Below are 23,721 nucleotides of genomic sequence, written 5' to 3' on the forward strand. Positions count from 1 at the left end.
AAAGAGGCGCACCCGGAACCTCCGGGTGCGCCTCGTGCCGCGCCTGCCTCACTCGCTTTCGGCGAGAATCGCGTAGAGCTTGCGCTTGGTCTCGTTGAGGATCTCCAGCGCCTTCTGCCGCTGCTCCGCGTTGCCGCTGAAGCCGACCTGCTTGAGCGCGCCCATGATGCCGACCGCCGCGTCGCGGAAATCCTGCACCTGGGACATGGTGTCCTCACCGATCTGGGCCCACGGCGGGTTCTGTGCCGCGGTCTCGGCCTCGGGCCGCCCGTCCTCGGTGAGGCGGTAGCTCTTGCGGCCGCCCTCGGCGGTGACCTCGATCAGGCCCTCGTCCTCCAGCAGCTGGAGCGTCGGGTAGACCGAGCCGGGGCTCGGGCGCCAGATGCCGCCGGTGCGGGAGTCGAGCTCCTGGATCATCTCGTAGCCGTGCATCGGGCGCTCCACGAGCAGCGCCAGGATGGCGGGCCGGACATTCTGCCGGCCGCCGCGGCCTCGTCGTGGGCCGCCCCGGCCGCCGAAATCCGGCCCCGGGCCGCCCGGGCCACCGGGGCCGAAGGGGAATCCGGGCGGGAAGCCGAAGCCGCGCCGGCGGAATCCACCGAAGCCCTCGAAACCTTCGTGCGGGTGGTGTCCATGAGTGTGCCTCATGATCTTCTCCGTTCTGTCGTCGATAGTTAGACGATATATCGGCAACGTGTCGGCCGCAAGGGTTTCTGGGAACGATGGGTTGCGGTACGTGTCGAGGGGCCGCCATCTGGCAATCTGGTATCTGTGTTGACGGTGCCCATTCGCCAGCTCGGTGAGCCCGAGCGCGCGGCCGTCGAGCGAATCCTCGACGCCGATCCCTATGCGGGCGCCCAGATAGCGGAGCGCGTGGCCGCTCACGGACTGAACTGGTGGCGTTCCGACGGCCGGATCTACGGCTACGAGCCGGCGCGGCACATCGAGTCGCTGATCTGGTCCGGCGCGCATCTGGTGCCGGTCGGCGCGACTCCGGCGGCGACCGCGGCCTTCGCCGATCTGCTCGGGGCCGAGCCACGGATCTGTTCGTCGATCATCGGCCGGTCCGAGGCGGTGCTCGACCTGTGGGACCGGCTGGGCGGCAACTGGGGCCCGGCCCGCGAGGTGCGGCCCCATCAGCCACTGCTGGTCACCGACCGGGATCCGCTGGTCCGCCCCGACCCGGGGGTGCGCCTGGTCCGGTCCGGCGAGGTGGATCAGCTGTTTCCGGCGGCGGTGGCGATGTACACCGAGGAGGTCGGCGTCTCACCGTTGCAGGACGACAACGGGCGCGGCTACCGGCGGCGGATCGCGGAGCTGGTGAAGGCGCGCCGGGCGTACGCGAAATTCGACGGTGACCTGGTGATCTTCAAGGCCGAGCTGGCGATCGTGACCCGGCGCACCACGCAGGTGCAGGGCGTCTGGGTCCACCCGGACTATCGCGGGCACGGGCTGGCGACCAGCGCGATGGCGGCGGTGGCGGCGGACGCGCTGCGGCGGGTGGCGCCCACGGTCAGCCTCTACGTGAACGACTACAACACCCCGGCCCGCCGGGTGTACGCGAACTGCGGCTTCGTCTCGGCCGGCAGCTTCGCCACGATCCTGTTCTGAGGGGCCCGGCCCCTCTGTTCCGAGAGGCCCGGCCCCCGAGGACCGGACCCCTCAGCGAAACGTCAGTGGACGGTCACGACCGGGCCGGGGAGCAGCTCCCGCAGCTCGTCGGGCAGCTCCGCGCCCATCTCGTCGGCGAGGCGCAGCGCCTCCTCGACCAGGGTCTCCACGATGATCGACTCCGGCACGGTCTTGATGACCTTGCCCTTGACGAAGATCTGGCCCTTGCCGTTGCCGGACGCCACACCCAGGTCGGCCTCGCGAGCCTCGCCGGGACCGTTGACGACACAGCCCATCACGGCCACCCGCAGCGGCACCGGGAACCCGTCGAGGGCCGCGGTGACCTGCTCGGCGAGCGTGTAGACGTCGACCTGCGCACGACCGCAGGACGGGCAGGACACGATCTCCAGGCCCCGCTCCCGCAGACCCAGCGACTCCAGGATCTGGTTGCCGACCTTGATCTCCTCGACCGGCGGGGCGGACAGCGACACCCGGATGGTGTCGCCGATGCCCTCGGCGAGCAGGGCGCCGAACGCGACGGCGCTCTTGATGGTGCCCTGGAACGCCGGGCCGGCCTCGGTCACGCCGAGGTGCAGCGGGTAGTCGCACTGCTCGGCGAGCTGCCGGTACGCCCGGATCATCACGACCGGGTCGTTGTGCTTGACCGAGATCTTGATGTCCCGGAACCCGTGCTCCTCGAACAGTGAGCACTCCCACAGCGCCGACTCGACAAGCGCCTCGGCGGTGGCCTTGCCGTACTTCTCCAGCAGGCGCTTGTCCAGCGAGCCCGCGTTGACGCCGATCCGGATCGGGATGCCGGCGTCGCCCGCCGCCTTCGCGATCTCCTTGACCTTGTCGTCGAACTGCCGGATGTTGCCCGGGTTGACCCGGACCGCGGCACAGCCGGCGTCGATCGCGGCGAACACGTACTTCGGCTGGAAGTGGATGTCGGCGATCACCGGGAGCTGGGACTTCTTGGCGATCGCGGGCAGCGCCTCGACGTCGTCCTGGGACGGCACCGCGACCCGGACGATCTGGCAGCCGGAGGCGGTCAGCTCGGCGATCTGCTGGAGCGTGGAGTTGACGTCGGAGGTGAGCGTGGTGGTCATCGACTGGACACTGACCGGGGCACCGCCGCCGACGAGCACTCCCCCGACGTTGATCTGGCGACTCTGCCGCCGGGGAGCAAGCGGCGGCGGAGGTACGGCCGGCATTCCGAGACTGATCGCAGTCATCTCACTACTCACTTGAAGATCGAGATTGGGTTGATGATGTCAGCGGTGACGGTCAACAGGGTGAACGCACCACCGATCAGGATGACCGCATAGGTCACGGGCATCAACTTGTAGTAGTCCACCCGGCCCGGGTCGGGACGGCGGAAACGCTTGTAGAGCCACGATCGTGCCGCTTCGAACCAGGCGATGGCGATGTGCCCGCCGTCGACCGGGAGGAGCGGCAACAGGTTGAAGATGCCGATGAACACGTTCAGCGAGATGAAGACCTGCCAGAAGACCTCGGGCACGCCCTTCTCGATGGCCTCGCCGCCGATCCGGCTGGCCCCGACGACGCTGATCGGGGTCTCCGGGTCGCGCACGTCACCGGTGATCGAATTCCACAGGGCGGGGACCTTCTCCGGGATCCGGGCCATCGCCTTGAACGAGTTCTCCACCAGGTACCAGTTGAACTGCCCGGCGGCGGGGATCGCGGTCAGCGGATTGTATTCGATGACGGTGGGCTGGTCGGTCTCCCAGCTCACACCGGCGACCGAGACCTGGGAGATCGCGCCGTTCGGGTCGTCCAGCGGGCGCCGTTCGGCGCTGACCAGGTCGACCGTCGCGGTGCCGGTCTGGCCCGCCCGGACGTACTCGAACGGCGTCGGGCCGGCCGGGGTGGCCCGGATGGCGTCGGTGAGCTGGCCGTAGTTGGTCACCGCGGTGGCGCCGACCTTGGTGATCACGTCACCGGTCTGCAGCCCGGCCGCCTTCGCCGGGGCCGCCGCGGCGCTGCCCTGGCCGGGCACGCAGTCGGTGGCGGTGTCGCTCAGCGAGGTGCGGATGCAGTCCGCGACGTAGATCATCGCGGGGGCGGCCCGCTGCTGCTCCGCATTCTGCGGCAGGTCGATGTTGGGCAGGCCGATGCTCCAGGCCATCGCCCAGGCGCCGGTGAGGGCGAGCAGGAAGTGGGCGATCGAGCCGGCCGCCATCACGACGGTCCGCTTCCAGACCGGGAACCGCCACATGGCGCGGTGCTGGTCCTCGGGGGCGACGTCGTCGTCCTGCGGCGTCATGCCGACGATCTTGCAGAAGCCGCCGAGGGGGATCAGTTTCAGTCCGTACTCGGTCTCGCCCCGGGTGAACGAGAAGATCGTCGGCCCGAAGCCGACGAAGTATTTGGTGACCTTCATTCCGAAGCGCTTGCCGGTGATCATGTGACCCAGCTCGTGGAGACTCACCGAGATCAAGATGGTCAGCGCGAAGGCACCCGCACCCAGCCAGAAAAGCATCAGGCTCCTTCAGCCTCAATTGTCCGCTGTGCCTGGGCCCGCGCCCACGCCTCGGCGGCAAGCACGTCATCGACGGTACCCGGCTCCGCGAAATCAGGGGCCGCGGCAAGCACACGTTCCAGGGTGTCGACGATGCCCAAGAAAGGTAGCCGACCGGACACGAAAGCGGCCACACACTCCTCGTTCGCGGCGTTGAAGATCGCCGGGCGGCAGCGTCCGGCCCGCCCGGCCGCCTTGGCCAGCCGCACCGCCGGGAACGCCTCGTCGTCGAGCGGACGGAACTCCCAGTTGTGCGCCTGCGTCCAGTCGACCGCCGCGGCCGCTTCCGGCACCCGGTCCGGCCAGGCCAGCGCGAGCGCGATCGGCAGCCGCATGTCCGGCGGGCTGGCCTGGGCCAGGGTCGAGCCGTCGGTGAACTCCACCATCGAGTGGATCACCGACTGCGGGTGGACCATGACCTCGATGTCGTCGTACGGCACGTCGAACAGCTCGTGCGCCTCGATCACCTCGAGCGCCTTGTTGACCATGGTGGCCGAGTTGATCGTGACGACCGGGCCCATGTCCCAGGTCGGGTGCTTGAGCGCCTCCTCGGGAGTGACGTTCGTCAACTCCTCGCGCCGGCGGCCCCGGAACGCCCCGCCGCTCGCGGTCAGCACCAGCCGCCGGACCTCGGCCGCCGTGCCGCCGCGCAGGCACTGGGCCAGCGCCGAGTGCTCCGAGTCGACCGGGACGATCTGCCCCGGCTTGGCGATCCGCCGAACCAGCGGGCCCCCAGCGACCAGGGACTCCTTGTTCGCCAGCGCCAGGATCCGGCCCTCCTGGAGAGCCGCGAGGGTGGGCGCCAGGCCGAGGCTGCCGACGACGCCGTTGAGCACGACGTCACAGGGCCAGCGGGCCAGCTCGGTCATCGCGTCCGGCCCGGCCACGATCTTGGGCAGTTTGAAGTCGCCGCTGGCCCAGCCGCGCTTCTGTGCCTCCGCGTAGAAGGCCAGCTGGAGATCCTGGGTGACCGAGGCGCGGGCCACCCCGACCACCTCGACGCCCAGTTCCAGGGCCTGGGCGGCGAGCAGTCCGACGTTGCCGCCGCCCGCGCCGAGGGCCACCACCCGGAACCGGTCCGGGTTGCGGCGGACTATGTCGATGGCCTGGGTCCCGATGGACCCGGTGGAGCCGAGCAGTACGAGGTCACGCATACCGCACATCTTCCCCTGCTGGTGCACGACGGGACGACCGCGGGTATGACCACCCCATGTTCCGACTCCTGCGGGGAAAAGACGTCGCCCTGCACGCCGCGGCCATCACGTTCTACAGCGGGATCGCGCTGATCCCGGCCGCCCTGCTGGCGATCTGGCTGACCGGGCTGACGGTCGGCGAGGACCGGGTCCGGCGCCTGACCGGGCTGACGCTCGCGGCGCTGCCGGACGAGATCGGCGCTCCGCGCGCGCTGGGCGCGCTGATCGACGCCGGGTTGGCGCTCACCCCACTGTTCGCGCTGGCCAGCCTTCTCCCGGCGACGTTGTACGGGGAGGGCCTGCGCCGTGCCTTCGCCTCGCTGTCGGCACCGTCCGACCGGCTGACCGGCTGGCGTGGCCGGCTGGCCTGGCTGCCGCTGCTGGCCGCGGCGCCGGCTCTGCTGCTCGCGCTGTTCCTGGCGCTGCCGACGACCAGCGGGCTGTGGCTGCGCGGCGGCTGGTGGTCGGTGCTGGCCGTGGTGCTGTCGTTCCTGTCCTGCTGGCTGGTGCTGACCCCGATGGTGATCTGGGTGTTCCGGTACGTGGCCCCGGGCCGCCCATCGTGGCTGCCCACCGTGCTGATCGGTTCGTTCACCGCCGCGAACCTGGCCGGGTTCCTGCACGGCGCGGTGCTGTTCTGCTCGTTCCCGCTGGATCTGGGGGTGCCGTTCGGCGGGTTCACTGAAGTCGGCGCGACGGTGGCGATCGGCCTGTGGCTCTACCTGCTGCACACTGTGTTACTGGCCGGTTTCGCTGTGACGCACGCCGTGAAGTCTCCGTCAACGGACGATTCACCGAGGTTGGTATCGATCACGGAGGGGTAGCGTCCCGGTACATGACCCCCATTCCGGACCGTTCCGACGTGGTGATCATCGGGGCCGGTCACAACGCTCTGGTCTCCGCGATCCTGCTCGCCCGCGCCGGGCTCGACGTCGTCGTGCTCGAGGCCGCCGGCACGCTCGGCGGCGCCACCCGCACCGAGCACCCGTTCGCCAAGGTGCCCGGTCTCGGCCAGTCCACCGGCTCCTACCTGCTCGGGCTGATGCCGCCCGAGCTGCTGCGCACCCTGGACGTGCGGATCCCGACGCTGCGACGTGATCCGCACTACTTCCTGCCCGGGGCCGGGCCGGGTGCGCCGTACCTGCTCTTCGGTAGTGACGCCGAGGCCAACCGCGCCCAACTGGACGACCGGGACGCCCGCGCCGACGAGGCCCTGGCCATCGAGATCGGCGCGCTGCGGTCCGATCTGGCGCCGTCCTGGCTCCAGGAGCCGCTGCCGGTCGAGGAGATCGCCGAACGGCACATCCGGCCGCCGCTGCAGAGCACGTTCCTCGACCTGGTCCGTGGCTCGGTCGCCGACTACCTGGCCCGGTTCGGGTTCAAGAGCGAACTGCTGACCGCGATGTACGCGGTGACCGACGGGCTGTCCGGGCTGAACGCGGGGCCGGACGATCCCGGGACCGGGCACAACTTCCTGGTGCACAACATGTGCCGGCTGCCCGGGTCGGACGGGACGTGGCTGATCGCCGAGGGCGGGATGGGCACCGTGTCACGGGTCTTCGCCGACGCGGCGCGGGCCGCCGGAGCCCGGCTGTACACCGATGCCCGGGTGACGTCGGTGACAGTGGACGGCGGGGCCGCCGGTGGAGTGGTGCTCGCCGACGGGCGGACGGTGTCGGCCCGGGTGGTGCTGGGCGGCTGTGACCCGTACCAGCTGATGGATCTTGTGCCGGAACGTTCTCTGCCCCCGGCGCTCACCGAGCGGATGGCGGCGGTCAAGCGCCCCGGCACCACCCTCAAGGTCAACCTCGCGCTGCGGGACCTGCCGGCCTTCCCCTGCCTGCCGGCCGGGGCGCCGTCACCGTTCGGGTCGACGATCCACCTGCTGCCCGGGGACGGGTCGCCGATGGCGAACCTGCGGGCGATGTGGGCGGACGTGCAGGCCGGGCGGCTGCCGGCCGAACCGACGATCGAGTGGTACCTGCACACCACCGTCGACCCGTCGCTGCGCGACGAGGCCGGACACCATTCCTCGGCGCTCTTCGTGCAATCGGTTCCCTACCAGCCGGCGGGTTCGTCGTGGGATCAATCCCTCGGCGGGTACGTGGAACGGCTGCTCGCCATCTGTGACAGGTACGCGCCCGGCACCTCGGACCTGGTCGCCGACGTGTTCCCGCTCACGCCGCCCGGGATCGAGAAGCACTTCGGGATCACCGGCGGGCACATCCACCACGTCGACAACACCGTCGCGTTCGATCAGCGGATGCCGTACGCCACCGGGCTCGACGGGCTCTATCACGGCTCGGCCGGAGCACACCCGGCCGGCAGCGTGATCGGCGCGGCGGGCCACAACGCGGCCCGCCGCATCCTGACGGACCTGGGCCGCTAGGCCTTCTTCTCGGCGCGGATCTTGTGGCCGACGCTGGTCAGGCAGCGGCCGCTGGGCAGGTCGAACTTCCAGCCGTGCAGCTGGCAGGTCAGGGTGTTGCCGTCGAGGATCCCGAAGCGGGACAGGTCGGCCTTCAGGTGCGGGCAGCGCCGCTGGACGGTCCAGTCACCGAACTCGGTGTCCTCGGCGTCGACGGCCTTCTCGTGCTCGTCGTACCAGCCCTCGGCGTACTGCAGCCGCTCCTCGGAGAGGCACTTGAAGAACGCGTAGACGAACTCGTTGTACTGCCCGATCCGGGCCGCGGAGAAGCGGCAGGAGAGGAACAGCGAGTTCACCCAGTCGCCCTCGTCGATGAAGATGAGGTGCTCGATCAGCTCGCGCTGGGTGCGGAAGCGGTAGCGGACCTTCTCGTCGGCGTACGCCCGGACCTGCTTGCCCGGGAAGTCCACCACGATCGACTCGACCTCGTCGCCGTCGTAGGAGACCAGGTCGAACCGGACCGGACCGCCGACGCCCTTGGCCATGAAGATCGACTCTTCGAGCAGCGGCTCGATCCGCTTCTTCAGCTCACCCAGGACGTCGACCTCGGGGTGCCGCCAGGACGCCTTCTCCGCCTCGATGACCGGGCGCTTGCGCTCCCGCATCTCCTCCAGGTGCTGCTTCTTGTTCGCGAAGAACTCGTCGACAGGCGTCGGGTGGGTGGTGGTCTGCTTCGTGCCGCCGTCGGTCAGCACCGTCACACTGCCCGGCAGCTGCACGACCCCGTTGGTGCCGCCGACCTTCGCGTACTCGGTCATGAACACCGACTGGTCCGGGAAGATGTTGCCCTCGTCGCCGTGGATGTCGTTGAACTGCCACAGCTCGTCGTCGAGGAAACACGGCGGGCCGGCGATCGGAAAGACGAAGTCCGCCTTCAGGTCGTCGATGTAACGCCAGGTGCGGTCGAACTGGCGCTCCCGCTTCTGCTTGCCGAACGCGGTCTTCGCGTTCTGCGGCAGCTCGTAGACCATCGGGTACCAGATCGCGCCGGAGAACTGCAGCATGTGCGCGTGCACGTGACCCAGCTCGTTGAAGCGGGACAGGTCGGACGGGCGGGCGTCGTTCTGGTTCAGCACCCGGATGCCGTCGTGCTCCACCCACAGTGACGAGTCACCGATCGGGCCGTCGGTCGGGCTGATCAGCGCCTGGATCATCACCTTCAGACCGCCGTCGAGCTCGTGCACCTCGTCCGACTTGGTCCGCAGGAAGCTGGTGAAGCCGAGATCACGCAGCTCGTCCTCGAGCTGGGAGGTCGGGTACTCCGGCAGCAGGACGGTGGCCTTCTTGTTGATGTATTTCTTCAGGTGCACCGCGTCGAAATGGTCCCGGTGCAGGTGGGACACGTACAGATAGTCGACGTCACCGAGGGTCTCCCAGTCGAGCAGGGAGTTGTCCGGGAACGGAAACCACGAGGCGAAGAACGCAGGGTTGACCCACGGATCGCACAGAATGCTGCCTGCAGCGGTGTCGATCCGCATGCTCGCATGGCCGGTGCCGGTGATCCGCACTTGTAGCTCCTTCGCTTGCGGCTTCCTAACCTTTTGACCGCCTCGAAAGTACAGCCGGGTTGCTGGCTCGCGCCCATCGACCCCGTGACAGACTGTTCCCGACATCGACTTCTTCAGGAGGGAGCGACCGTGGCCGCGGACGAACACCACGAGGTCTACGCGCCCGACCAGCTCAAGCCGGGCAACCGCAAGCGCGGTCAGAAGGGCGCGATCATCTCCGCCCTGATCATGCTGCTCTTCTTCTGGGGCAACCAGCAGGGCAAGACCGAGATGGTCTGGCTCGTCGCGGTCGCCGTCGGCCTGATCGCCATCGTGATCGGCGACATCGTCCTGCGCCGCAACGGCCTGCGCGGCAACGACTGACGCTTCTTCAGAAGGAGGGCCGTCTTTGCGGATCGGCCCTCCTTCGAATCACCTCGGCCCGCGGAGCAGGATGTCCTTGACCTCGCGCAGGGCGGCGTCCACCTCGGCCTCGAAGTAACCGTTGGGCACCAGACCGAACTGCAGCATGTCGAGATCGTTCTCGTTCACCGGCATCGGGCCGCGGCCGGTCATCGCCTGCAGAATGCCCTCGAACAGCCGGTCCACCTGCATCGGGTCGTAACCGCTGCCGAACCGGCGCGGCTGGAACGTGCGGCGCAGCTGGTCCACCCGGTACAACTCGCCACCCGGCTCACCGAGCGGCGGGCCCAGCTGGGGCTGCGGAGGCTGCTGCGGCTGGCCGTAACCACCGCCGCCGCCACCGCCGTAGGCCGGCGGGCCGCTCATCGGGGCGCCCGGCATCGGCGAACCAGGCATGGCCATCGGGGAACCGGGCATCGGGCCGTTCGGCATCTGGCCGTAACCGCCGCCACCGCGCTGCTCGCGCTCGGGCATCCGGATCTCGGCGGTCATGTCGGTCTTGCCGTGCCGGCCCGGTTCGAAGCCGTCGAAGCCGCCGCCCTGGTCGTAACCACCCTGGTCGTAGCCGGGCGGCGGGCCGGGACGCTGCGGCGGCTGCTGCTGGCCGTAACCGGTGGGCTCGTCGTACCGGCCGCCGTACTGATCCGGGCCGGGGCCGGGCGGAAGCTGCTGCTGCGGCTGGCGCTGCGGCATCTGAGGCATCTGCGGCGGCATCGTCAGGCGCTCGGTCGGCGGCGAGGCCGTCCGGGCCGCCGGGTTCATCTGCGGCTGCTGACCGGGGAAGCCCTGCGGGGGCTGCTGGCCCGGATATCCCTGCGGCGGGAACCCCTGCGACTGGGACGGCGGCGGGCCCTGCATGCCGCCGGGACCACCCGGGCCACCCGGCGGGAAACCACCGCGCTCGAAGCCCTGGCTCTGGTTCGGGCCGCCCATCGGCGCACCCATCGGCGCGCCGGAGACCGAACCGGTCGTGAGGCCACTGCGCATCGAGTCACGCATGGGGTCCGGAGCGGGACGCCCACCACGCTCCTCGAACTCGGCGAGCTGGCGCTCCACGCGGTCGAGGTGCAGGTCGACCTGCCACTCGTCGTAACCGCCGAACCGCACCCGGAAGACGACGTCGTGCACTTCCTGCGCACCGACCGGCGGGCCCACCTGCTCCCCGGCCAGGGTCGCCTCGACCCGGTCGAGGAAGGCGTCGACCTCGTCGACCTTGTAGCCACGCCGCAGCGCACGCCTTCGGAAACGCTGCCCCTGACTCGTCACAACGTCTCCCACTCCGCTCGCTGGGACCTGAGCCCAGTCACTGTGCCACCTCCGCGTCGGCTGCGGCGCCCCCAGCGCTCGCCTCCGTCAGCTCACCCGCGGCCAGCTGGCCGCACGCGCCGTCGATCTCCTGCCCCCGGGTGTCGCGAACGGTCGTCGAGACGCCGGCCTCTCGTAGCCGGCGGACGAACTCTCGCTCGACCGGTTTCGGGCTCGCATCCCACTTGCTGCCCGGCGTCGGGTTCAACGGGATGAGATTCACATGGGCCAGCTTGCCGCTCAGAAGGCGGCCCAGCAGGTCGGCGCGCCAGGGCTGATCGTTTACGTCCCTGATCAGGGCGTATTCGATGGAAACCCGGCGGCCGGTCTGTGCCACGTATTCGAACGCGGCATCGAGCACCTCGGCTACCTTCCAACGCTGGTTGACGGGCACAAGCTCATCGCGCAGATCATCATCGGGGGCGTGCAGTGACAGCGCAAGAGTCACCGAGAGCTGTTCAGCGATCAACCGGCGCATAGCGGGCACCAAACCCACCGTGGACACCGTGATGTGCCGTTGTGAGAGCCCGAGGCCCTCCGGAGCCGGGGTGGTGAGACGGCGGACCGCCTCGATCACCCGCGGATAGTTGGCCAGCGGCTCGCCCATCCCCATGAAGACCACGCGGGACAGACGCGGCGGCGAACCGGTGACCTTGCCGGAGGCGGCCACCCCGGCCAGATAGACCACCTGGTCCACGATCTCGGCCACCGACAGGTTGCGGGTCAGGCCCTGCTGACCGGTCGCGCAGAACGGGCACGCCATACCGCATCCGGCCTGGCTGGAGACACAGGCGGTGATTCGGTCCGGATAGCCCATCAGCACACTCTCGACGAGCGCGCCGTCGTGCAGGCGCCACAGCGTCTTACGGGTCGCGCCGTCGTCGCAAGCCTGCTCCCGGATCGGGGTCAACAGTGTCGGCAACAGATCGGCGGCGAGCCGGTCGCGGGTGGCGGCCGGCAGGTCGGTCATCGCCGCGGCGTCTCGGACCAGGCGGCCGAAGTAGTGGGTGGAGATCTGCTTGGCCCGGAAGCTGGGCTCGCCCAGAGCAGCCATCGCGCTCTTGCGGCCGGCCAGGTCGAGGTCGGCGAGATGACGCGGCGGCATCTTGGGCCGGCTGCGCTTGCTCACCGCCCCGGACTGCAGGGTGTCGGGCTGATCGGGGCTGATCGGGATGACCGGAAGAATCGTCATGGCGTATCCAGTCTCCCACGTCCGCGGAGTCGGTCGCCCACAGCTAGCTCGGGGCGATGATCGAGAAGAGCAGGTAAGCGGTCGGAACGGCGAACAGGATCGAGTCCAGCCGGTCCATCAGACCGCCGTGGCCGGGCAGCAGATTGCTCATGTCCTTGACGCCCAGATCGCGCTTGAGCATCGACTCGGCCAGGTCGCCGAGAACCGCCACCACCGACATCAGAGCGCCGAACAGCAGGCCCCAGACCACCGGGACCTCCAGCAGGAAGAAGAGAAGGGCGGCGCTGCCGATCGCGGAGGCGGTCACCGAGCCGGCGAAACCCTCCCACGACTTCTTCGGACTGATCTTCGGGGCCATCGGATGCTTGCCCAGGAAGACGCCGGCGGCATACCCACCTGTGTCGGAGAGCACCACCGCGACAATGGTGCAGATCACCCGAAGGTTGCCGTCCTCCATCTGCACGAGCATCGCCGCGAAGCTGAGCAGGAACGGGCCGTAGACCGAGATCAGCAGGTTCGGTGTGAAGTCCCGGCGGACCGCGGCGAACCCGTCGGCCAGGCGCCACAGCGAGGCCGCGGCGACCGTCACCACCAGGCCCAGGAGCAGGGCGTCGGCCCCCTCGAACCAGGCCAGGCCGGTCATCACGGCGGCGCCGGCGATCAGTGGGATCAACGGCGGGCGGGCGGCGGTGCCGATCCGGATCGCGCGGGTCATCTCCCACGCGCCGACACTCGACGCCACGATCAGCACGACGAGCAGCGCCAGCGGCTCGATCAGCAGTGCGGCCAGCAGCACCAGGCCGAGACTGAGGCCGACCGCGATGGCGGCGGGCAGGTTACGCCCGGCACGGCCACCGCCCTGCGGCTTGCGTCCCCGGCCGGCACGACGCCGGCCCTTGGCACCGGTGCGGCCGGTCTCCTCGTCCGGGCTACCGGGCTCGGTCATCGCGTCCTCTACATCAGGGGCGTACGACATCAGGGGCCGGTCTTCAGGGTCGTGGGCGGCAACGCCGCCGACCTCTTCGAACTCGAAGACAAAACCGAACCCCTAGCTGCCGAATGTCAATGCTGTACGCCCCTCACAGGAACCGTGCAGAGCGTACTGCAAAGGTGACGTTTGAACAGCTGTCGAGATGGCGGGCAATTTAACCGTCAGCGAAACTCTGACCCTGCCCGGAAAGACTGCGGCCCGGCACATTCCGGTGGGATGCGCCGGGCCGTTCGGCCGGTCAGACCTCGAGCAGCTCGGCTTCCTTGTGCTTGAGCAGCTCCTCGACGACCGAGACGTAGCGGTGGGTCAGGTCGTCGAGCTCCTTCTCCGCGCGACGGCCCTCGTCCTCACCGGTCTCGCCGTCCTTGACCAGCTTGTCGATCTGGTCCTTGGCCTTGCGGCGGACGTTGCGGATCGCGACCTTGCTGTCCTCGGCCTTGCCGCGGGCAATCTTGATCATCTCGCGGCGCCGCTCCTCCGTCATCTGCGGAAGGTGGATCCGGAGCTGGTTGCCCTCGTTGTTCGGGTTGACCCCGAGGTCCGAGTCGCGGATCGCCCGCTCGATCGGGCCCAGCTGGGACGCGTCGTAGGGCTTGACGATGACCATGCGCGGCTCCGGAACACCGACGGAGGCCATCTGGGTCACCGGCGTGGGCGCGCCGTAGTAGTCCACCACGATCTTGGAGAACATCGCGGGGGTAGCCCGGCCGGTCCGGATGGCGGCGAACTCCTCCTTGGCGTGTTCGACCGCGCTGTCCATCTTCTCCTCGGCCTCGAAGAGGGTTTCCTCGATCACCGGCTCTTCTCGCCTCCTTGCTGTCTTCGGTGGTGCGGAATGGGACGGGGCTTTTCACCAACAGCGATCGGTGCCTCGGCCGGCGGGGCGATCAGTGCCTCAGCCAGCCGTGATCAGCGCCTCAGTCGGCTGTGATCGGTGCCTCAGCCGGCGGCGATCGGTGCCTCAGTCGGCTGTGATCAGGGTGCCGATCCGCTCACCGGCGCACGCGCGCACGATGGTGTCGTCGCCCTCGGCTCCGAAGACCAGCATCGGGAGCTTGTTCTCCTCGCAGAGGCTGAAGGCGGCCTGGTCGGCCACCCGCAGGCCGCGCTGGAGCACACCCTGGAAGGTGATCGTCTCCAGCTTCTGCGCGGTCGGGTCGATCCGGGGGTCGGCGGTGTAGACGCCGTCCACTCCGTTCTTGCTCATCAGCACCATGTCCGCGTGGATCTCCAGCGCGCGCTGGGCGGTCACCGTGTCGGTGGAGAAATACGGCATGCCGGCGCCCGCGCCGAAGATCACGACCCGGCCCTTCTCCAGGTGCCGGATGGCACGCAGAGGGAGGTACGGCTCGGCGACCTGGGCCATCGTGATCGCGGTCTGCACCCGGGTCTCGATGCCCTCCTTCTCCAGGAAGTCCTGGAGCGCCAGGCAGTTCATCACCGTGCCCAGCATGCCCATGTAGTCGGCCCGGTTGCGGTCCATCCCGCGCTTCTGCAGCTCGGCGCCGCGGAAGAAGTTGCCACCACCGACGACCACCGCGACCTGGATGCCGCGCCGTGTCACCGTGGCGATCTGCTTCGCCAGCGACTGCACGACATCGGGTTCGACCCCGACCGCGCCGCCACCGAAAACCTCGCCGGAGAGTTTGAGAACGACCCGCCGTGGCCGCATGGTCGGCGGGTTCTCGTCAACCGTGGCGGACTGCTCGGTCACCATCGTCATGAGACCCGCCTTCCCTTCGCTGTCTGCAGGAGACCCTATGCGACCGGGAGGCCGGACGCTCAATCGCGCTCCCGACCTCCCGTGTCAATTACGTGAGGAGCCTTACTCCTGGCCGACCTCGTACCGGACGAACCGGGTGATCTCGATGCCGGACTCGGCGACGACCTGCTTGACCGTCTTCTTGTTGTCGGTGACCGACGCCTGCTCCAGCAGGACGAAGTCCTTGAAGAAGGAGTTCACCCGACCCTCGATGATCTTGGGCAGCGCCTGCTCCGGCTTGCCCTCCTCACGAGCGGTCTGCTCGGCCACGCGGCGCTCGGTCTCGACGACCTCGGCCGAGACCTCGTCGCGGGTCAGGAACTTCGGCCGCATCGCGGCGATCTGCATGCCGACCGCGCGGGCGTCGTTGTCGGCCGCCTCGTCGTCCTTGCCGGTGTACTCGACCAGGACGCCGACCTGCGGCGGCAGGTCCTGCGCCTTGCGGTGCAGGTAGACCGCCACGGTGCCCTCGACCACGGTGAAGCGGTTCAGGACGATCTTCTCGCCGATCTTGGCGGAGTACTCCTGGATGGTGTCGGCGACGGTCTTGCCGTCCTCCAGGGTCGCGGCCAGCAGCGCGGCGGCGTCGGCGACCTTGTTGGCCGCGCCGAACTCGACGAAGCGCTGACCCAGGGCCACGAAGTCCGGGGTCTTCGCGACGAAGTCGGTCTCGCAGTTGAGCTCGAGCAGCGCCTTGCCGGAGTGGCTGACGATGCCGTTGGCGGCGGTGCGACCGGCCCGCTTGCCGACGTCCTTGGCGCCCTTGACGCGCAGGAACTCGACGGCCTTGTCGAAGTCGCTCTCGGACTCCTCCAGCGCCTTCTTGCAGTCCATCATGCCGGCACCGGTGAGTTCGCGGAGCTTCTTCACGTCCGCGGCGGTGTAGTTAGCCATGACTCTTCTCTCGATGTCAGTCGGGAAATCGGCCGCCGCTTGTGATCGCGGCGGCCGGAAGCACGTCGGTTGACTTACTCGGCGGGAACGGCGGCAGCGGCGACCGGCTCCGCGGCGGGGGCCTCAGCGGCAGGGGCCTCAGCGGCGGGAGCCTCGACGGCGGCGGGAGCGGCAGCCTCAGCGGCGGGCTCCTCGGCCTTCTTCTCGGCGCCCTCGTAGAGGTCCCGCTCCCACTCGGGCAGCGGCTCGCCGGCGGCGACGGTGCCGGGCTCCGGCTTCTCCTCGGCGTTGTTGCCGCGGCGCTGGCCGTGACGCTGGATCAGACCGTCGGCGACGGCAGCCGCGATGACCTTGGTCAGCAGCTCGGCGGAACGGATCGCGTCGTCGTTACCCGGGATCGGGAAGTCGACCTCGTCCGGGTCACAGTTGGTGTCCAGCACCGCGATGACCGGGATGCCCAGCTTGCGGGCCTCGTCGACGGCGATGTGCTCCTTCTTGGTGTCCACGACCCAGATCGCCGACGGCGTCTTGGTCATGTCACGCAGACCACCGAGGGTCTTGCTGAGCTTGGTCTTCTCGCGGAAGAGCTGGAGGGTCTCCTTCTTGGTGTAACCCGCGGCGGTGCCGGTCAGGTCACCCAGAGCCTCGAGCTCCTTCATGCGCTGCAGCCGCTTGTAAACGGTCTGGAAGTTGGTCAGCATGCCGCCGAGCCAACGGTGGTTCACGAACGGCTGGCCGACCCGCGTCGCCTGCTCGGCGATGGCCTCCTGAGCCTGCTTCTTGGTACCGACGAAGAGGATGTGGCCACCCTCGGCGACGGTGTCCCGCACGAACGCGTACGCCTTCTCGATGTACTCGAGGGTCTGGCGCAGGTCGATGATGTAGATGCCGTTGCGCTCGGTGAAGATGAAGCGCTTCATCTTCGGGTTCCAACGACGGGTCTGGTGCCCGAAGTGGACGCCGCTCTCGAGCAGCTGGCGCATGGTCACTACGGCCATGGTGTTACTCCCTGATCATCCCTGGTTGTCACGCTCACCGGCGGTGGGCGTCCTGGCGCCCGGTCGATGGCCGCAGTCGGGCCCGACAGAAATCGGGACCAGGGAGGGCCACCGCCGACGACCGTCGCTGAGATTCAGCTCCCGGAACCGTCGGAGGGCACGCGAGGTCGACCGCGTGGGCGGTCGCCGTCGACAAGCATACGCCAAGCCGCCCGGCCGGACGGTCCGCCCTCGTGCCTAGCACGCCCGGCGGGGTACACCGCCCGTCATCCACATCGACGGACGGTCCACAGGGCGTCGCGCACCGTCCGGGAAACCCTGTGAAGGTCCCGGGGCATGACGACTCAGCGACGGGCGATCGGCGCCTACGGCGAGCGGCGGGCCGCCCGGCTCCTCGAAGAAAGCGGCCTCGAGCTGCTGCAACGCAACTGGCGCTGCGCGGAAGGAGAGATCGATCTCATCCTGCGTGACGGGGACGACGTGGTCTTCTGCGAGGTCAAGACCAGGCGGACGGCAGCCTTCGGCCCGCCCGCGGCAGCCGTCGATCACCGCAAGGTCCGCCGGTTGCGGCACCTGGCCGCCCGCTGGCTGACCGAGTCGGGGGTACGAGCGGCCAAGGTCCGTTTCGACGTCGTCGAGGTGCTCCCCCAGCCTCGGGGAGCGGCCCTGGTCAGTCACATCCGGGACGCGTTCTGATGAGCTACGCCCGCGTCCTCTGCGCCGGGCTGGCCGGTGTCACCGGTCACCTCGTCGAGGTGGAGGCCGACCTCTCCAACGGCCTGCCCACCCTGGTCCTCACAGGGCTGCCCGACACCGCGCTGAACGAGGCCCGGGACCGGGTGCGCGCGGCCGTGGTGAACTCCGGGCACGACTGGCCCAACCGCCGGATCACCGTCAACCTGCTCCCGGCCGCCCTGCACAAACACGGCAGCGGCTTCGACGTGGCGATCGCGGCAGCGGTCCTCGCCGGGGCCGGGGCCATCTCACCGGCCCGCCTCGTCGGGGTCGCCCTGCTCGGCGAGCTCGGCCTCGACGGGACGGTCCGGCCGGTCCGGGGTGTGCTGCCGATGGTCGCCGCCGCGGCCCGCGCCGGGGTCACCCGGGTCATCGTGCCGCTGGACAACGCCCGCGAGGCCACGGTCGTGCCCGGGGTGACCGTGCGGGCCGTCGACACGCTGCACCGTCTCGTCGAGTTCACCCACGGCACCGGAACCCTGCTGGAGCCGCCGGACGTGGAGCCCGCCCCGGAGCCGCCCGGCCCCGACCTGGCCGACCTCTCCGGGCAGGCCGCCGGGCGGCACGCGCTGGAGGTGGCCGCCGCCGGTGGCCACCACCTGGCCCTCCTCGGCCCACCCGGCGCCGGCAAGACCATGCTGGCCGAGCGCCTGCCGTCGATCCTGCCGCCGCTCGACGACGAGGCGGCCCTCGAAGTGACCGCCCTCCAGTCGATCGCCGGGGTGCTGCCGCCCGACGGCCGTCTGGTGCGGCGGCCACCGTTCCAGGCCCCGCACCACAGCTCGTCCCTGGTGTCCCTGATCGGCGGCGGCTCCGGCATGATCCGGCCCGGCGCGATCTCGCTCGCCCACCGCGGGGTGCTCTTCCTGGACGAGATCCCGGAGATGGGCCGGACCACCCTGCAGGCGCTGCGGCAGCCGCTGGAGAGCGGGCGGGTGCTGATCTCCCGGGCCCGCGGCACCATCGAGTACCCGGCGCGCGCCCAGCTGGTCGTCGCGGCCAACCCGTGCCCGTGCGCGTCCCCGGCCGGCGACCACGCCTGCCAGTGCGGGCCGGTGGTCCGGCGGCGCTACCTCGGGCGACTGTCCGGCCCGCTCCTGGATCGGATCGACATGAAGGTGACCCTGCTGCCGGTCCGATCCGCCCAGCTCCTGACCGAGACGGCGCCCGCCGAACCGTCCGCGGTGGTCGCTGCCCGGGTGGCCCGGGCCCGGGCTGCGGCCGCCGACCGCTGGTCCGACCACGACTGGCGGCTGAACGCCGAGGCACCCGGCGCCGACCTGCGCCGCCCACCGTGGCGCCTACCGGCCGCCGACACCACCGTCCTGCACGCGGCCCTGGACCGGGGCGCGCTGTCGGCCCGCGGCTACGACCGCTGCCTACGCATCGCCTGGACCATCGCCGACCTGGACGGCCGCCCCCACCCCGACGCCGGAGACGTGACCGAGGCCTACCAACTCCGCATGGGAGAACCCGTTGTCCGACGCCCCCGCTAGCCCCACCCACCCGCTCCCGCCCCACCCGCCCTCCCACCCGGTCCCGCCTCGCGCGGCTTCCCCCTGCACGGCCCCGCTTCAGGTGGCCTCTTCCCACCCGGTCCGGCCTCACGTGGCCTTGTCCGGGGTGGCCCCGTCTCGCATGGCCTTGTCCGGGGTGATCTCGGCTCGGACGCTCCCGCCTCCCGCGGTGCCAGACCTCTCCGCCCGAGTTCGGCCTGCTTTCGGTCTGGCCTGCTGTCTTCCCGGTCCCACCACCGGCTCCACTTCCTGTGGCACATCCGCGACGCTCAAGGTCCCCCGCGTCCGGCAGCGAACCGGTTTCCCGTGCGGGCCCGGCTTCCCTCTTCTCCCTCCGTATCGGTTTGCCGGCCTGACACCGCGCCTTTCCTTCCCTCCGGCCTTCCCTCCGGCCTTCCCTCCGGCCGCGGGCCGATCGCCGCAGCCGTCGCCCCCTCCGGTTACCGGCCTGTCCCAAGGTCTTTCGTTCTCCCCGAGTGCGGGCCTGCCGCCGAACTCCTCGTTCTCCACCGTTGCGGATCTGCCACCGCAGTCCTCGCCTTCCCCTGTTCCGGGCCGATCTCCGGTCCCATCGCATGACCTCCTTCACAACCGGTCGCCGCGTTCCTCGCTTGGCCGCCGTTCGCCCTACCGCCTTTTGCCTCGCCGACCTTCGCCCTACCGGCCTTCGCTCTACCGGACCCCGCTCTATCCCGCCCCGCTCTGCCGGCCACCGCGCAGCGGGCCCCTGTCCCACCGGCCTCCTCCTTCTTCCCCTCCTCCTCGGCGTCTGGCCGTTCCTTTCCTTTCGCCATTTTTGGCGTCCGGTGCGCTTCCCTTTCCACGCCCTTCCGCCGGACCTTTCGTCCCCTTTCTTCCGTGAACCTTGCTTTCGTTTCTTTGAACGGAGAACTGATGAACAGCACGACTGACCACACCCGCACAGGCGACCCCAGCGCTCAACCACGCAATGCGCCCGCTGTCCGGGTCGGTCTTCCTCATCCGCGATCGAACGTGCCGCCCGGAATCCTGGCGGGCAGCGTCCACGGCGGTCCGAGATGAAAGAGCTGAACACCGGCCAACAAGACGCCGATCAGATGACGACCGACCAGATGACGACCAACCAGACGACGGACGACCAGACGACGGACGCGGCTGCAGCTGCTGGGGCTACAACTGACGCAACGCGGACCGGCAAGGCTGCGGCCGACGCTGCCGCGACCAGCGGAGCTACCGCCCACTCAGTGACGGCTGGCTCAGTGACGGCTGACTCGGTGGCGGCCGGATCCCGGTCGGCTGACTCGGTAGTGGCCGACACGATCCCCGCACGGCCGGTGGTGGCCGACACGATCCCGGGTCGGCCGGTGGTGGCTGAATCGGTAGCTGGATTAGGGCCGGTTGAGTCGGTGGCGGTGGATGGTTTGGAGGATCAGTTGGCTCGGGTGGCTTTGACCTGGCTGGCTGAACCCGGGAATCGGGCTATCTGGAGCCTGGTTCAGGAAGTCGGCGCGCCGGCGGTGCTCGACCGGCTGATCGCTGGGGACGTTCCGGACCGGAAGCTTCGGGGATCTGTCGCCGCGCGGCTCACGGCCGGGGATCCGCGGCGGTTCGCCGAGATCGCCCTCCGTCGTGGGGAGCGGTTGGGGGCGCGGCTCGTGGTGCCGTCCGATCCGGAATGGCCGCGCCGGCTCACCGACCTGGCGACACTGGAACTCGACACCACCGGGCGATACAACCATGACATCCGGCCACCGCTCTGTTTCTGGGTGCGCGGGGAGTGGCCGCTCGGCAGGACGCTGGACCGGTCGATCGCGATCGTCGGCGCCCGCGCGGCCACCGACTACGGCACCAACGTCACCGGCGATCTGGCGTACTCGGTGGCCTGTGAAGGCTGGACCGTTCTGTCCGGCGGGGCCTTCGGGATCGACGCGGCGGCACATCGGGGAGCGCTCGCGGCCGACGGGCGTACCGTCGCAGTCCTCGCCTGTGGGGTGGAACGCCCTTATCCGGCCGGCAACTCGGCCCTGCTCGAACGGGTCGCCGAGACCGGCCTGCTGATCAGCGAGTGGCCGATCGGCGCCGACCCGCTCCGGCACCGGTTCCTGATCAGGAACCGGGTCATCGCGGCTGCCACCGCGGGCACCGTGGTCGTCGAGGCCGCCGCCCGCAGCGGAGCGACGCAGACGATGAGCCGGGTGCTGGCGCTGGGACGGCCGGCGATGGTCGTACCCGGGCCGGTGACCTCAGCGATGTCGGTCGGCTGCCACGAGATCCTGCGGAGCAATCCGGACGCGCGGATCGTCACGTCCGCCACCGAGATCCTCGAAGAGGTGGGGAGGATCGGCGAGTACCTGGCCGATCCTCCACGCGGGCGGGAGCGCCGGCACGATCGGCTGGACGAGGAGAGCACACTCGTCATGGAGGCTCTGCCCGCGAACCGGTCGTCCACTCCGGAGCTGATCGCCGCGGAGGCACGGCTGGAACTGCCCACGGTGCTGCGACGACTGTCGCTGTTGGAGATGGCAGGCCTGGTGGTACGAGCCGGCAACGGCTACATCCTCAGGCACTCCCCGTCCGGAACCGGCTGATCGCCAGCCATGCCCCGCCCAGGGCCGGCTGAACAGCGGGCACGCTCATGCCCTGGCTGGTCAGCGGCACGCTTCATGCTCCGGCTGGTCAACGGCACGCTTCGCGTGAGGGCGGCTGATCACCGGGCACGGTGAAGGCCGGCCTGTCATGGGGCCGGCCACCGTCGCAGCGGCAGCCGGCTCCCGGGCCGGTCGAACGGCCACAGCACGTGGCCGGTCATGTCAGTCCTCGGACTCGTCCAGGTCACGGCGATGAACCTTCATCCACGCCTCGACGTCCTCGGTCAACCAAACCTTTCCCTGCGCCAGGTCAGCGACCGGTTTCGGAAAGTCGGCACGGCTGGTGATCTGGTACGCCCGCTGGCGGCTGACTCCGCCGAGACGAATGCGGATCTCGTGCGCGCCCATGAGGCGGATCGGCTTCACTCCCACATGATCGACCGTAGGCGCGAGACTATTAGTCCCTTATCAAGTTCATACGAGGCAGCTAGTCTCTTACTGATTTAGGTGGACCCATGCCTAGAGAACACCAGTCAACTGATTCATTTCTGTTCCATCCGCGTCATCGACGTGACTGGCGCACCTTTTGGAGGCGCTGCATCTGCGGTCTCCGAGCCCCCTGCATAGACCGTCTTCCCTCGAAACCGTATTCACCTGCAGAGGCCTCACCTGCACGAATACAGCCGGAAACCGGGGAGCCGGGCCTCTATCGGTCACGACATGCCCGATCGGGAGAGGACACCCAACCGATTCCTCCGGCCACCGATCCCACCATTCACGAGTCCGGCCCCGACTCGGGGGTGGGACGGCCCGGCCGGCTCACTCCCGCACAGCAGTATCGGGCCGGTTCCGGCCGCCGATCCCGTCGACGGCGCGATCCCCGCGGGCACTGAGCCCGTGAACCCGCCGACTGATCACTTCCGGGGGAATCCGTTTGTCCACCATTCCGGTACCCGAACACCTGAGCGACCGTCCGCACTGGCTCTGCCGAGTCTGCGGAGAACCGTGGCCGTGCCCCGAGGCGCGGGCGTCACTGCTCAGCGAATACCGCGCCTTTCCATCCCTGCTCAAGATCTACATGACGACGCTGATGTACGCGGCCATGAGAGACCTGACCATCGACGACGTGCCGTCACCAGCCGAACTGCACGACCGGTTCCTGACCTGGGCCCAGCCACCGGCCTGACGATGCTGAACAGTCACCCGACAGGTCGCATGATCGAACAGTGGGATTGTCGCGTCTTTGAACGACCATCCGAGAACGCCTGATCGCGGACGATTCGCTCCCACCGTTCCGCAGAACGACGGCGCACCGACGGCGCCAACGTTGCTGCCGGAGACGCATGCCCGGGTCGCGTCTGGACTAACAGCGGTTGTCCCAGCCGGATCGCACGTCTCGCCCGCCAGGCTGTGAGCCTTACCGCTGACGTTTCCGCAGTTCGAGGCCTCGACCGCGCGGATGGTTATCTCCGCTTCCGGATATTTCCATCCTGCGCAGATTGTCTTTTTGAACGGCGGAGATGTCGGCCGGCCGCAAGGTTCACGGCCTGCTGGACGAGATGCCGCACGGCGCTGCTGACGGCGCCGCACCGCGTCGATGGCGGTCCGGCGCCGCGCCGATGGCGGTTCGGCGCCGCGCCGATGGCGGTGCCGCGCCACGTCGCGGCGCGGCGATGGCGGTGCCGTGTCGCGCCGCTGAGGAATCAGGCCCGTCGCGGTGCAGGCGATGACCGGCCTGAACTGGGGCGATGGCTGATCCGGAGCGATCAACCAAACCGAGGTGAGCACCGGGCCGGAGCAATCGCCTGGACCGAGGTGATGACCGGGACCGAGGTGATGACCGGGACCGAGGCGATCCCTTCGGACCGAGGCGATAACCGGGACCGAGGCGATCGCGAACCGAAGTGATGATTGGGACCGAGGTGATCGTCCGAACCGAAGTGATGGCTGGGACCGAGGTGATGGTCGGGACCGAAGCAATCGCCCGAACCGGAACGATTGCCCGAACCTGAGTATTCGCCCGGACCAGGGTGATCGCTCCGGATCGGGTTTGTGTGGTGGCGGGGTGAAGAGGGG

At 69.4% G+C, this 23,721-nt stretch carries 21 protein-coding genes; 8 read left to right on the forward strand and 13 right to left on the reverse strand.

Features of this window, described 5'->3' with window-relative positions; translation table 11 throughout:
• Positions 1 to 48 precede the first annotated feature (48 nt).
• The gene (locus Aco03nite_RS18050) at positions 49 to 648 is read right to left on the reverse strand and encodes a PadR family transcriptional regulator (RefSeq protein WP_203796531.1); all 600 of its coding nucleotides are present in this window, start codon (positions 646 to 648) and stop codon (positions 49 to 51) included.
• Positions 649 to 771: 123 nt separating this feature from the next.
• Here Aco03nite_RS18050 and Aco03nite_RS18055 point away from each other — a divergent pair, with 123 nt between their 5' ends.
• On the forward strand, positions 772 to 1,611 hold the full coding sequence (locus tag Aco03nite_RS18055; protein WP_203796532.1) for a GNAT family N-acetyltransferase: 840 nt from the start codon (positions 772 to 774) through the stop codon (positions 1,609 to 1,611).
• Between the two features lie 62 nt (positions 1,612 to 1,673).
• On the opposite strand, the gene ispG is transcribed toward Aco03nite_RS18055, so the two are convergent.
• The 3 genes from ispG to dxr are packed head-to-tail and all read right to left on the reverse strand — an operon-like array spanning position 1,674 to position 5,316.
• On the reverse strand, positions 1,674 to 2,846 hold the full coding sequence (gene ispG / locus Aco03nite_RS18060; RefSeq protein ID WP_203796533.1) for a flavodoxin-dependent (E)-4-hydroxy-3-methylbut-2-enyl-diphosphate synthase: 1,173 nt from the start codon (positions 2,844 to 2,846) through the stop codon (positions 1,674 to 1,676).
• An 8-nt stretch (positions 2,847 to 2,854) separates the two neighbouring features.
• Positions 2,855 to 4,114 (reverse strand): M50 family metallopeptidase, encoded by a 1,260-nt coding sequence (locus tag Aco03nite_RS18065; protein ID WP_203796534.1) that lies wholly within the window; start codon positions 4,112 to 4,114, stop codon positions 2,855 to 2,857.
• Positions 4,114 to 5,316 (reverse strand): 1-deoxy-D-xylulose-5-phosphate reductoisomerase, encoded by a 1,203-nt coding sequence (gene dxr, locus Aco03nite_RS18070; RefSeq protein ID WP_203796549.1) that lies wholly within the window; start codon positions 5,314 to 5,316, stop codon positions 4,114 to 4,116. Before dxr ends, Aco03nite_RS18065 begins: the two co-directional genes overlap by 1 nt.
• 47 nt (positions 5,317 to 5,363) lie before the next feature.
• Here dxr and Aco03nite_RS18075 point away from each other — a divergent pair, with 47 nt between their 5' ends.
• Both Aco03nite_RS18075 and Aco03nite_RS18080 read left to right on the forward strand, forming a co-directional pair.
• On the forward strand, positions 5,364 to 6,170 hold the full coding sequence (locus Aco03nite_RS18075; RefSeq protein WP_203796535.1) for a YhjD/YihY/BrkB family envelope integrity protein: 807 nt from the start codon (positions 5,364 to 5,366) through the stop codon (positions 6,168 to 6,170).
• A gap of 11 nt (positions 6,171 to 6,181) precedes the next feature.
• Positions 6,182 to 7,735 carry a phytoene desaturase family protein gene (locus tag Aco03nite_RS18080; RefSeq protein WP_203796536.1) on the forward strand — a complete coding sequence of 518 codons (1,554 nt, stop codon included), beginning with the start codon at positions 6,182 to 6,184 and terminating at the stop codon, positions 7,733 to 7,735.
• On the opposite strand, the gene Aco03nite_RS18085 is transcribed toward Aco03nite_RS18080, so the two are convergent.
• The gene (locus Aco03nite_RS18085) at positions 7,732 to 9,282 is read right to left on the reverse strand and encodes a Rieske 2Fe-2S domain-containing protein (RefSeq protein ID WP_203796537.1); all 1,551 of its coding nucleotides are present in this window, start codon (positions 9,280 to 9,282) and stop codon (positions 7,732 to 7,734) included. The two genes, Aco03nite_RS18080 and Aco03nite_RS18085, sit on opposite strands and share 4 nt — an antisense overlap.
• 129 nt (positions 9,283 to 9,411) lie before the next feature.
• On the opposite strand from Aco03nite_RS18085, the gene Aco03nite_RS18090 reads away from it, so the two are divergent.
• On the forward strand, positions 9,412 to 9,645 hold the full coding sequence (locus Aco03nite_RS18090) for a DUF2631 domain-containing protein (RefSeq protein ID WP_203796538.1): 234 nt from the start codon (positions 9,412 to 9,414) through the stop codon (positions 9,643 to 9,645).
• A 48-nt stretch (positions 9,646 to 9,693) separates the two neighbouring features.
• Here Aco03nite_RS18090 and Aco03nite_RS18095 read toward each other — a convergent pair whose 3' ends face one another.
• The 7 genes from Aco03nite_RS18095 to rpsB all read right to left on the reverse strand — a co-directional run bounded on the left by Aco03nite_RS18095 (position 9,694) and on the right by rpsB (position 16,826).
• Positions 9,694 to 10,950: a DivIVA domain-containing protein gene (locus Aco03nite_RS18095; protein ID WP_203796539.1), complete on the reverse strand. Its 1,257-nt coding sequence runs from the start codon at positions 10,948 to 10,950 to the stop codon at positions 9,694 to 9,696.
• A gap of 37 nt (positions 10,951 to 10,987) precedes the next feature.
• Entirely contained in the window at positions 10,988 to 12,181 is a 1,194-nt protein-coding gene (rlmN, locus tag Aco03nite_RS18100; RefSeq protein WP_203796540.1) for a dual-specificity RNA methyltransferase RlmN, read from the reverse strand.
• A 43-nt stretch (positions 12,182 to 12,224) separates the two neighbouring features.
• The gene (locus tag Aco03nite_RS18105; protein ID WP_373872605.1) at positions 12,225 to 13,127 is read right to left on the reverse strand and encodes a phosphatidate cytidylyltransferase; all 903 of its coding nucleotides are present in this window, start codon (positions 13,125 to 13,127) and stop codon (positions 12,225 to 12,227) included.
• Positions 13,128 to 13,410: 283 nt separating this feature from the next.
• Positions 13,411 to 13,968, reverse strand: coding sequence for a ribosome recycling factor (frr, locus tag Aco03nite_RS18110; RefSeq protein WP_203796542.1), 558 nt, complete (start codon positions 13,966 to 13,968; stop codon positions 13,411 to 13,413).
• 165 nt (positions 13,969 to 14,133) lie between these two features.
• The gene (gene pyrH, locus Aco03nite_RS18115; protein ID WP_203796550.1) at positions 14,134 to 14,889 is read right to left on the reverse strand and encodes a UMP kinase; all 756 of its coding nucleotides are present in this window, start codon (positions 14,887 to 14,889) and stop codon (positions 14,134 to 14,136) included.
• Positions 14,890 to 14,997: 108 nt separating this feature from the next.
• Complete coding sequence (tsf, locus tag Aco03nite_RS18120; protein WP_203796543.1) at positions 14,998 to 15,828, reverse strand: translation elongation factor Ts; 831 nt, start codon at positions 15,826 to 15,828, stop codon at positions 14,998 to 15,000.
• Positions 15,829 to 15,902: 74 nt separating this feature from the next.
• Positions 15,903 to 16,826 carry a 30S ribosomal protein S2 gene (gene rpsB, locus Aco03nite_RS18125; RefSeq protein ID WP_203796544.1) on the reverse strand — a complete coding sequence of 308 codons (924 nt, stop codon included), beginning with the start codon at positions 16,824 to 16,826 and terminating at the stop codon, positions 15,903 to 15,905.
• A 336-nt stretch (positions 16,827 to 17,162) separates the two neighbouring features.
• On the opposite strand from rpsB, the gene Aco03nite_RS18130 reads away from it, so the two are divergent.
• The 3 genes from Aco03nite_RS18130 (at position 17,163) to Aco03nite_RS18140 (ending at position 21,645) form a co-directional block, all read left to right on the forward strand.
• On the forward strand, positions 17,163 to 17,522 hold the full coding sequence (locus Aco03nite_RS18130; protein ID WP_203796545.1) for a YraN family protein: 360 nt from the start codon (positions 17,163 to 17,165) through the stop codon (positions 17,520 to 17,522).
• The gene (locus Aco03nite_RS18135) at positions 17,522 to 19,057 is read left to right on the forward strand and encodes a YifB family Mg chelatase-like AAA ATPase (protein WP_203796546.1); all 1,536 of its coding nucleotides are present in this window, start codon (positions 17,522 to 17,524) and stop codon (positions 19,055 to 19,057) included. Before Aco03nite_RS18130 ends, Aco03nite_RS18135 begins: the two co-directional genes overlap by 1 nt.
• Positions 19,058 to 20,424: 1,367 nt before the next feature.
• Positions 20,425 to 21,645, forward strand: coding sequence for a DNA-processing protein DprA (locus Aco03nite_RS18140; protein WP_239145245.1), 1,221 nt, complete (start codon positions 20,425 to 20,427; stop codon positions 21,643 to 21,645).
• A 222-nt stretch (positions 21,646 to 21,867) separates the two neighbouring features.
• On the opposite strand, the gene Aco03nite_RS18145 is transcribed toward Aco03nite_RS18140, so the two are convergent.
• Positions 21,868 to 22,053: an AlpA family phage regulatory protein gene (locus Aco03nite_RS18145; protein WP_052164533.1), complete on the reverse strand. Its 186-nt coding sequence runs from the start codon at positions 22,051 to 22,053 to the stop codon at positions 21,868 to 21,870.
• 526 nt (positions 22,054 to 22,579) lie between these two features.
• Between Aco03nite_RS18145 and Aco03nite_RS18150 the strand changes: the two genes are divergently transcribed.
• Positions 22,580 to 22,831: a hypothetical protein gene (locus Aco03nite_RS18150; RefSeq protein ID WP_239145244.1), complete on the forward strand. Its 252-nt coding sequence runs from the start codon at positions 22,580 to 22,582 to the stop codon at positions 22,829 to 22,831.
• The last annotated feature ends 890 nt before the right edge of the window (positions 22,832 to 23,721 follow it).

Origin of the sequence: Actinoplanes couchii (assembly GCF_016862075.1) — a bacterium.
Taxonomy (GTDB): Bacteria; Actinomycetota; Actinomycetes; order Mycobacteriales; family Micromonosporaceae; genus Actinoplanes; species Actinoplanes couchii.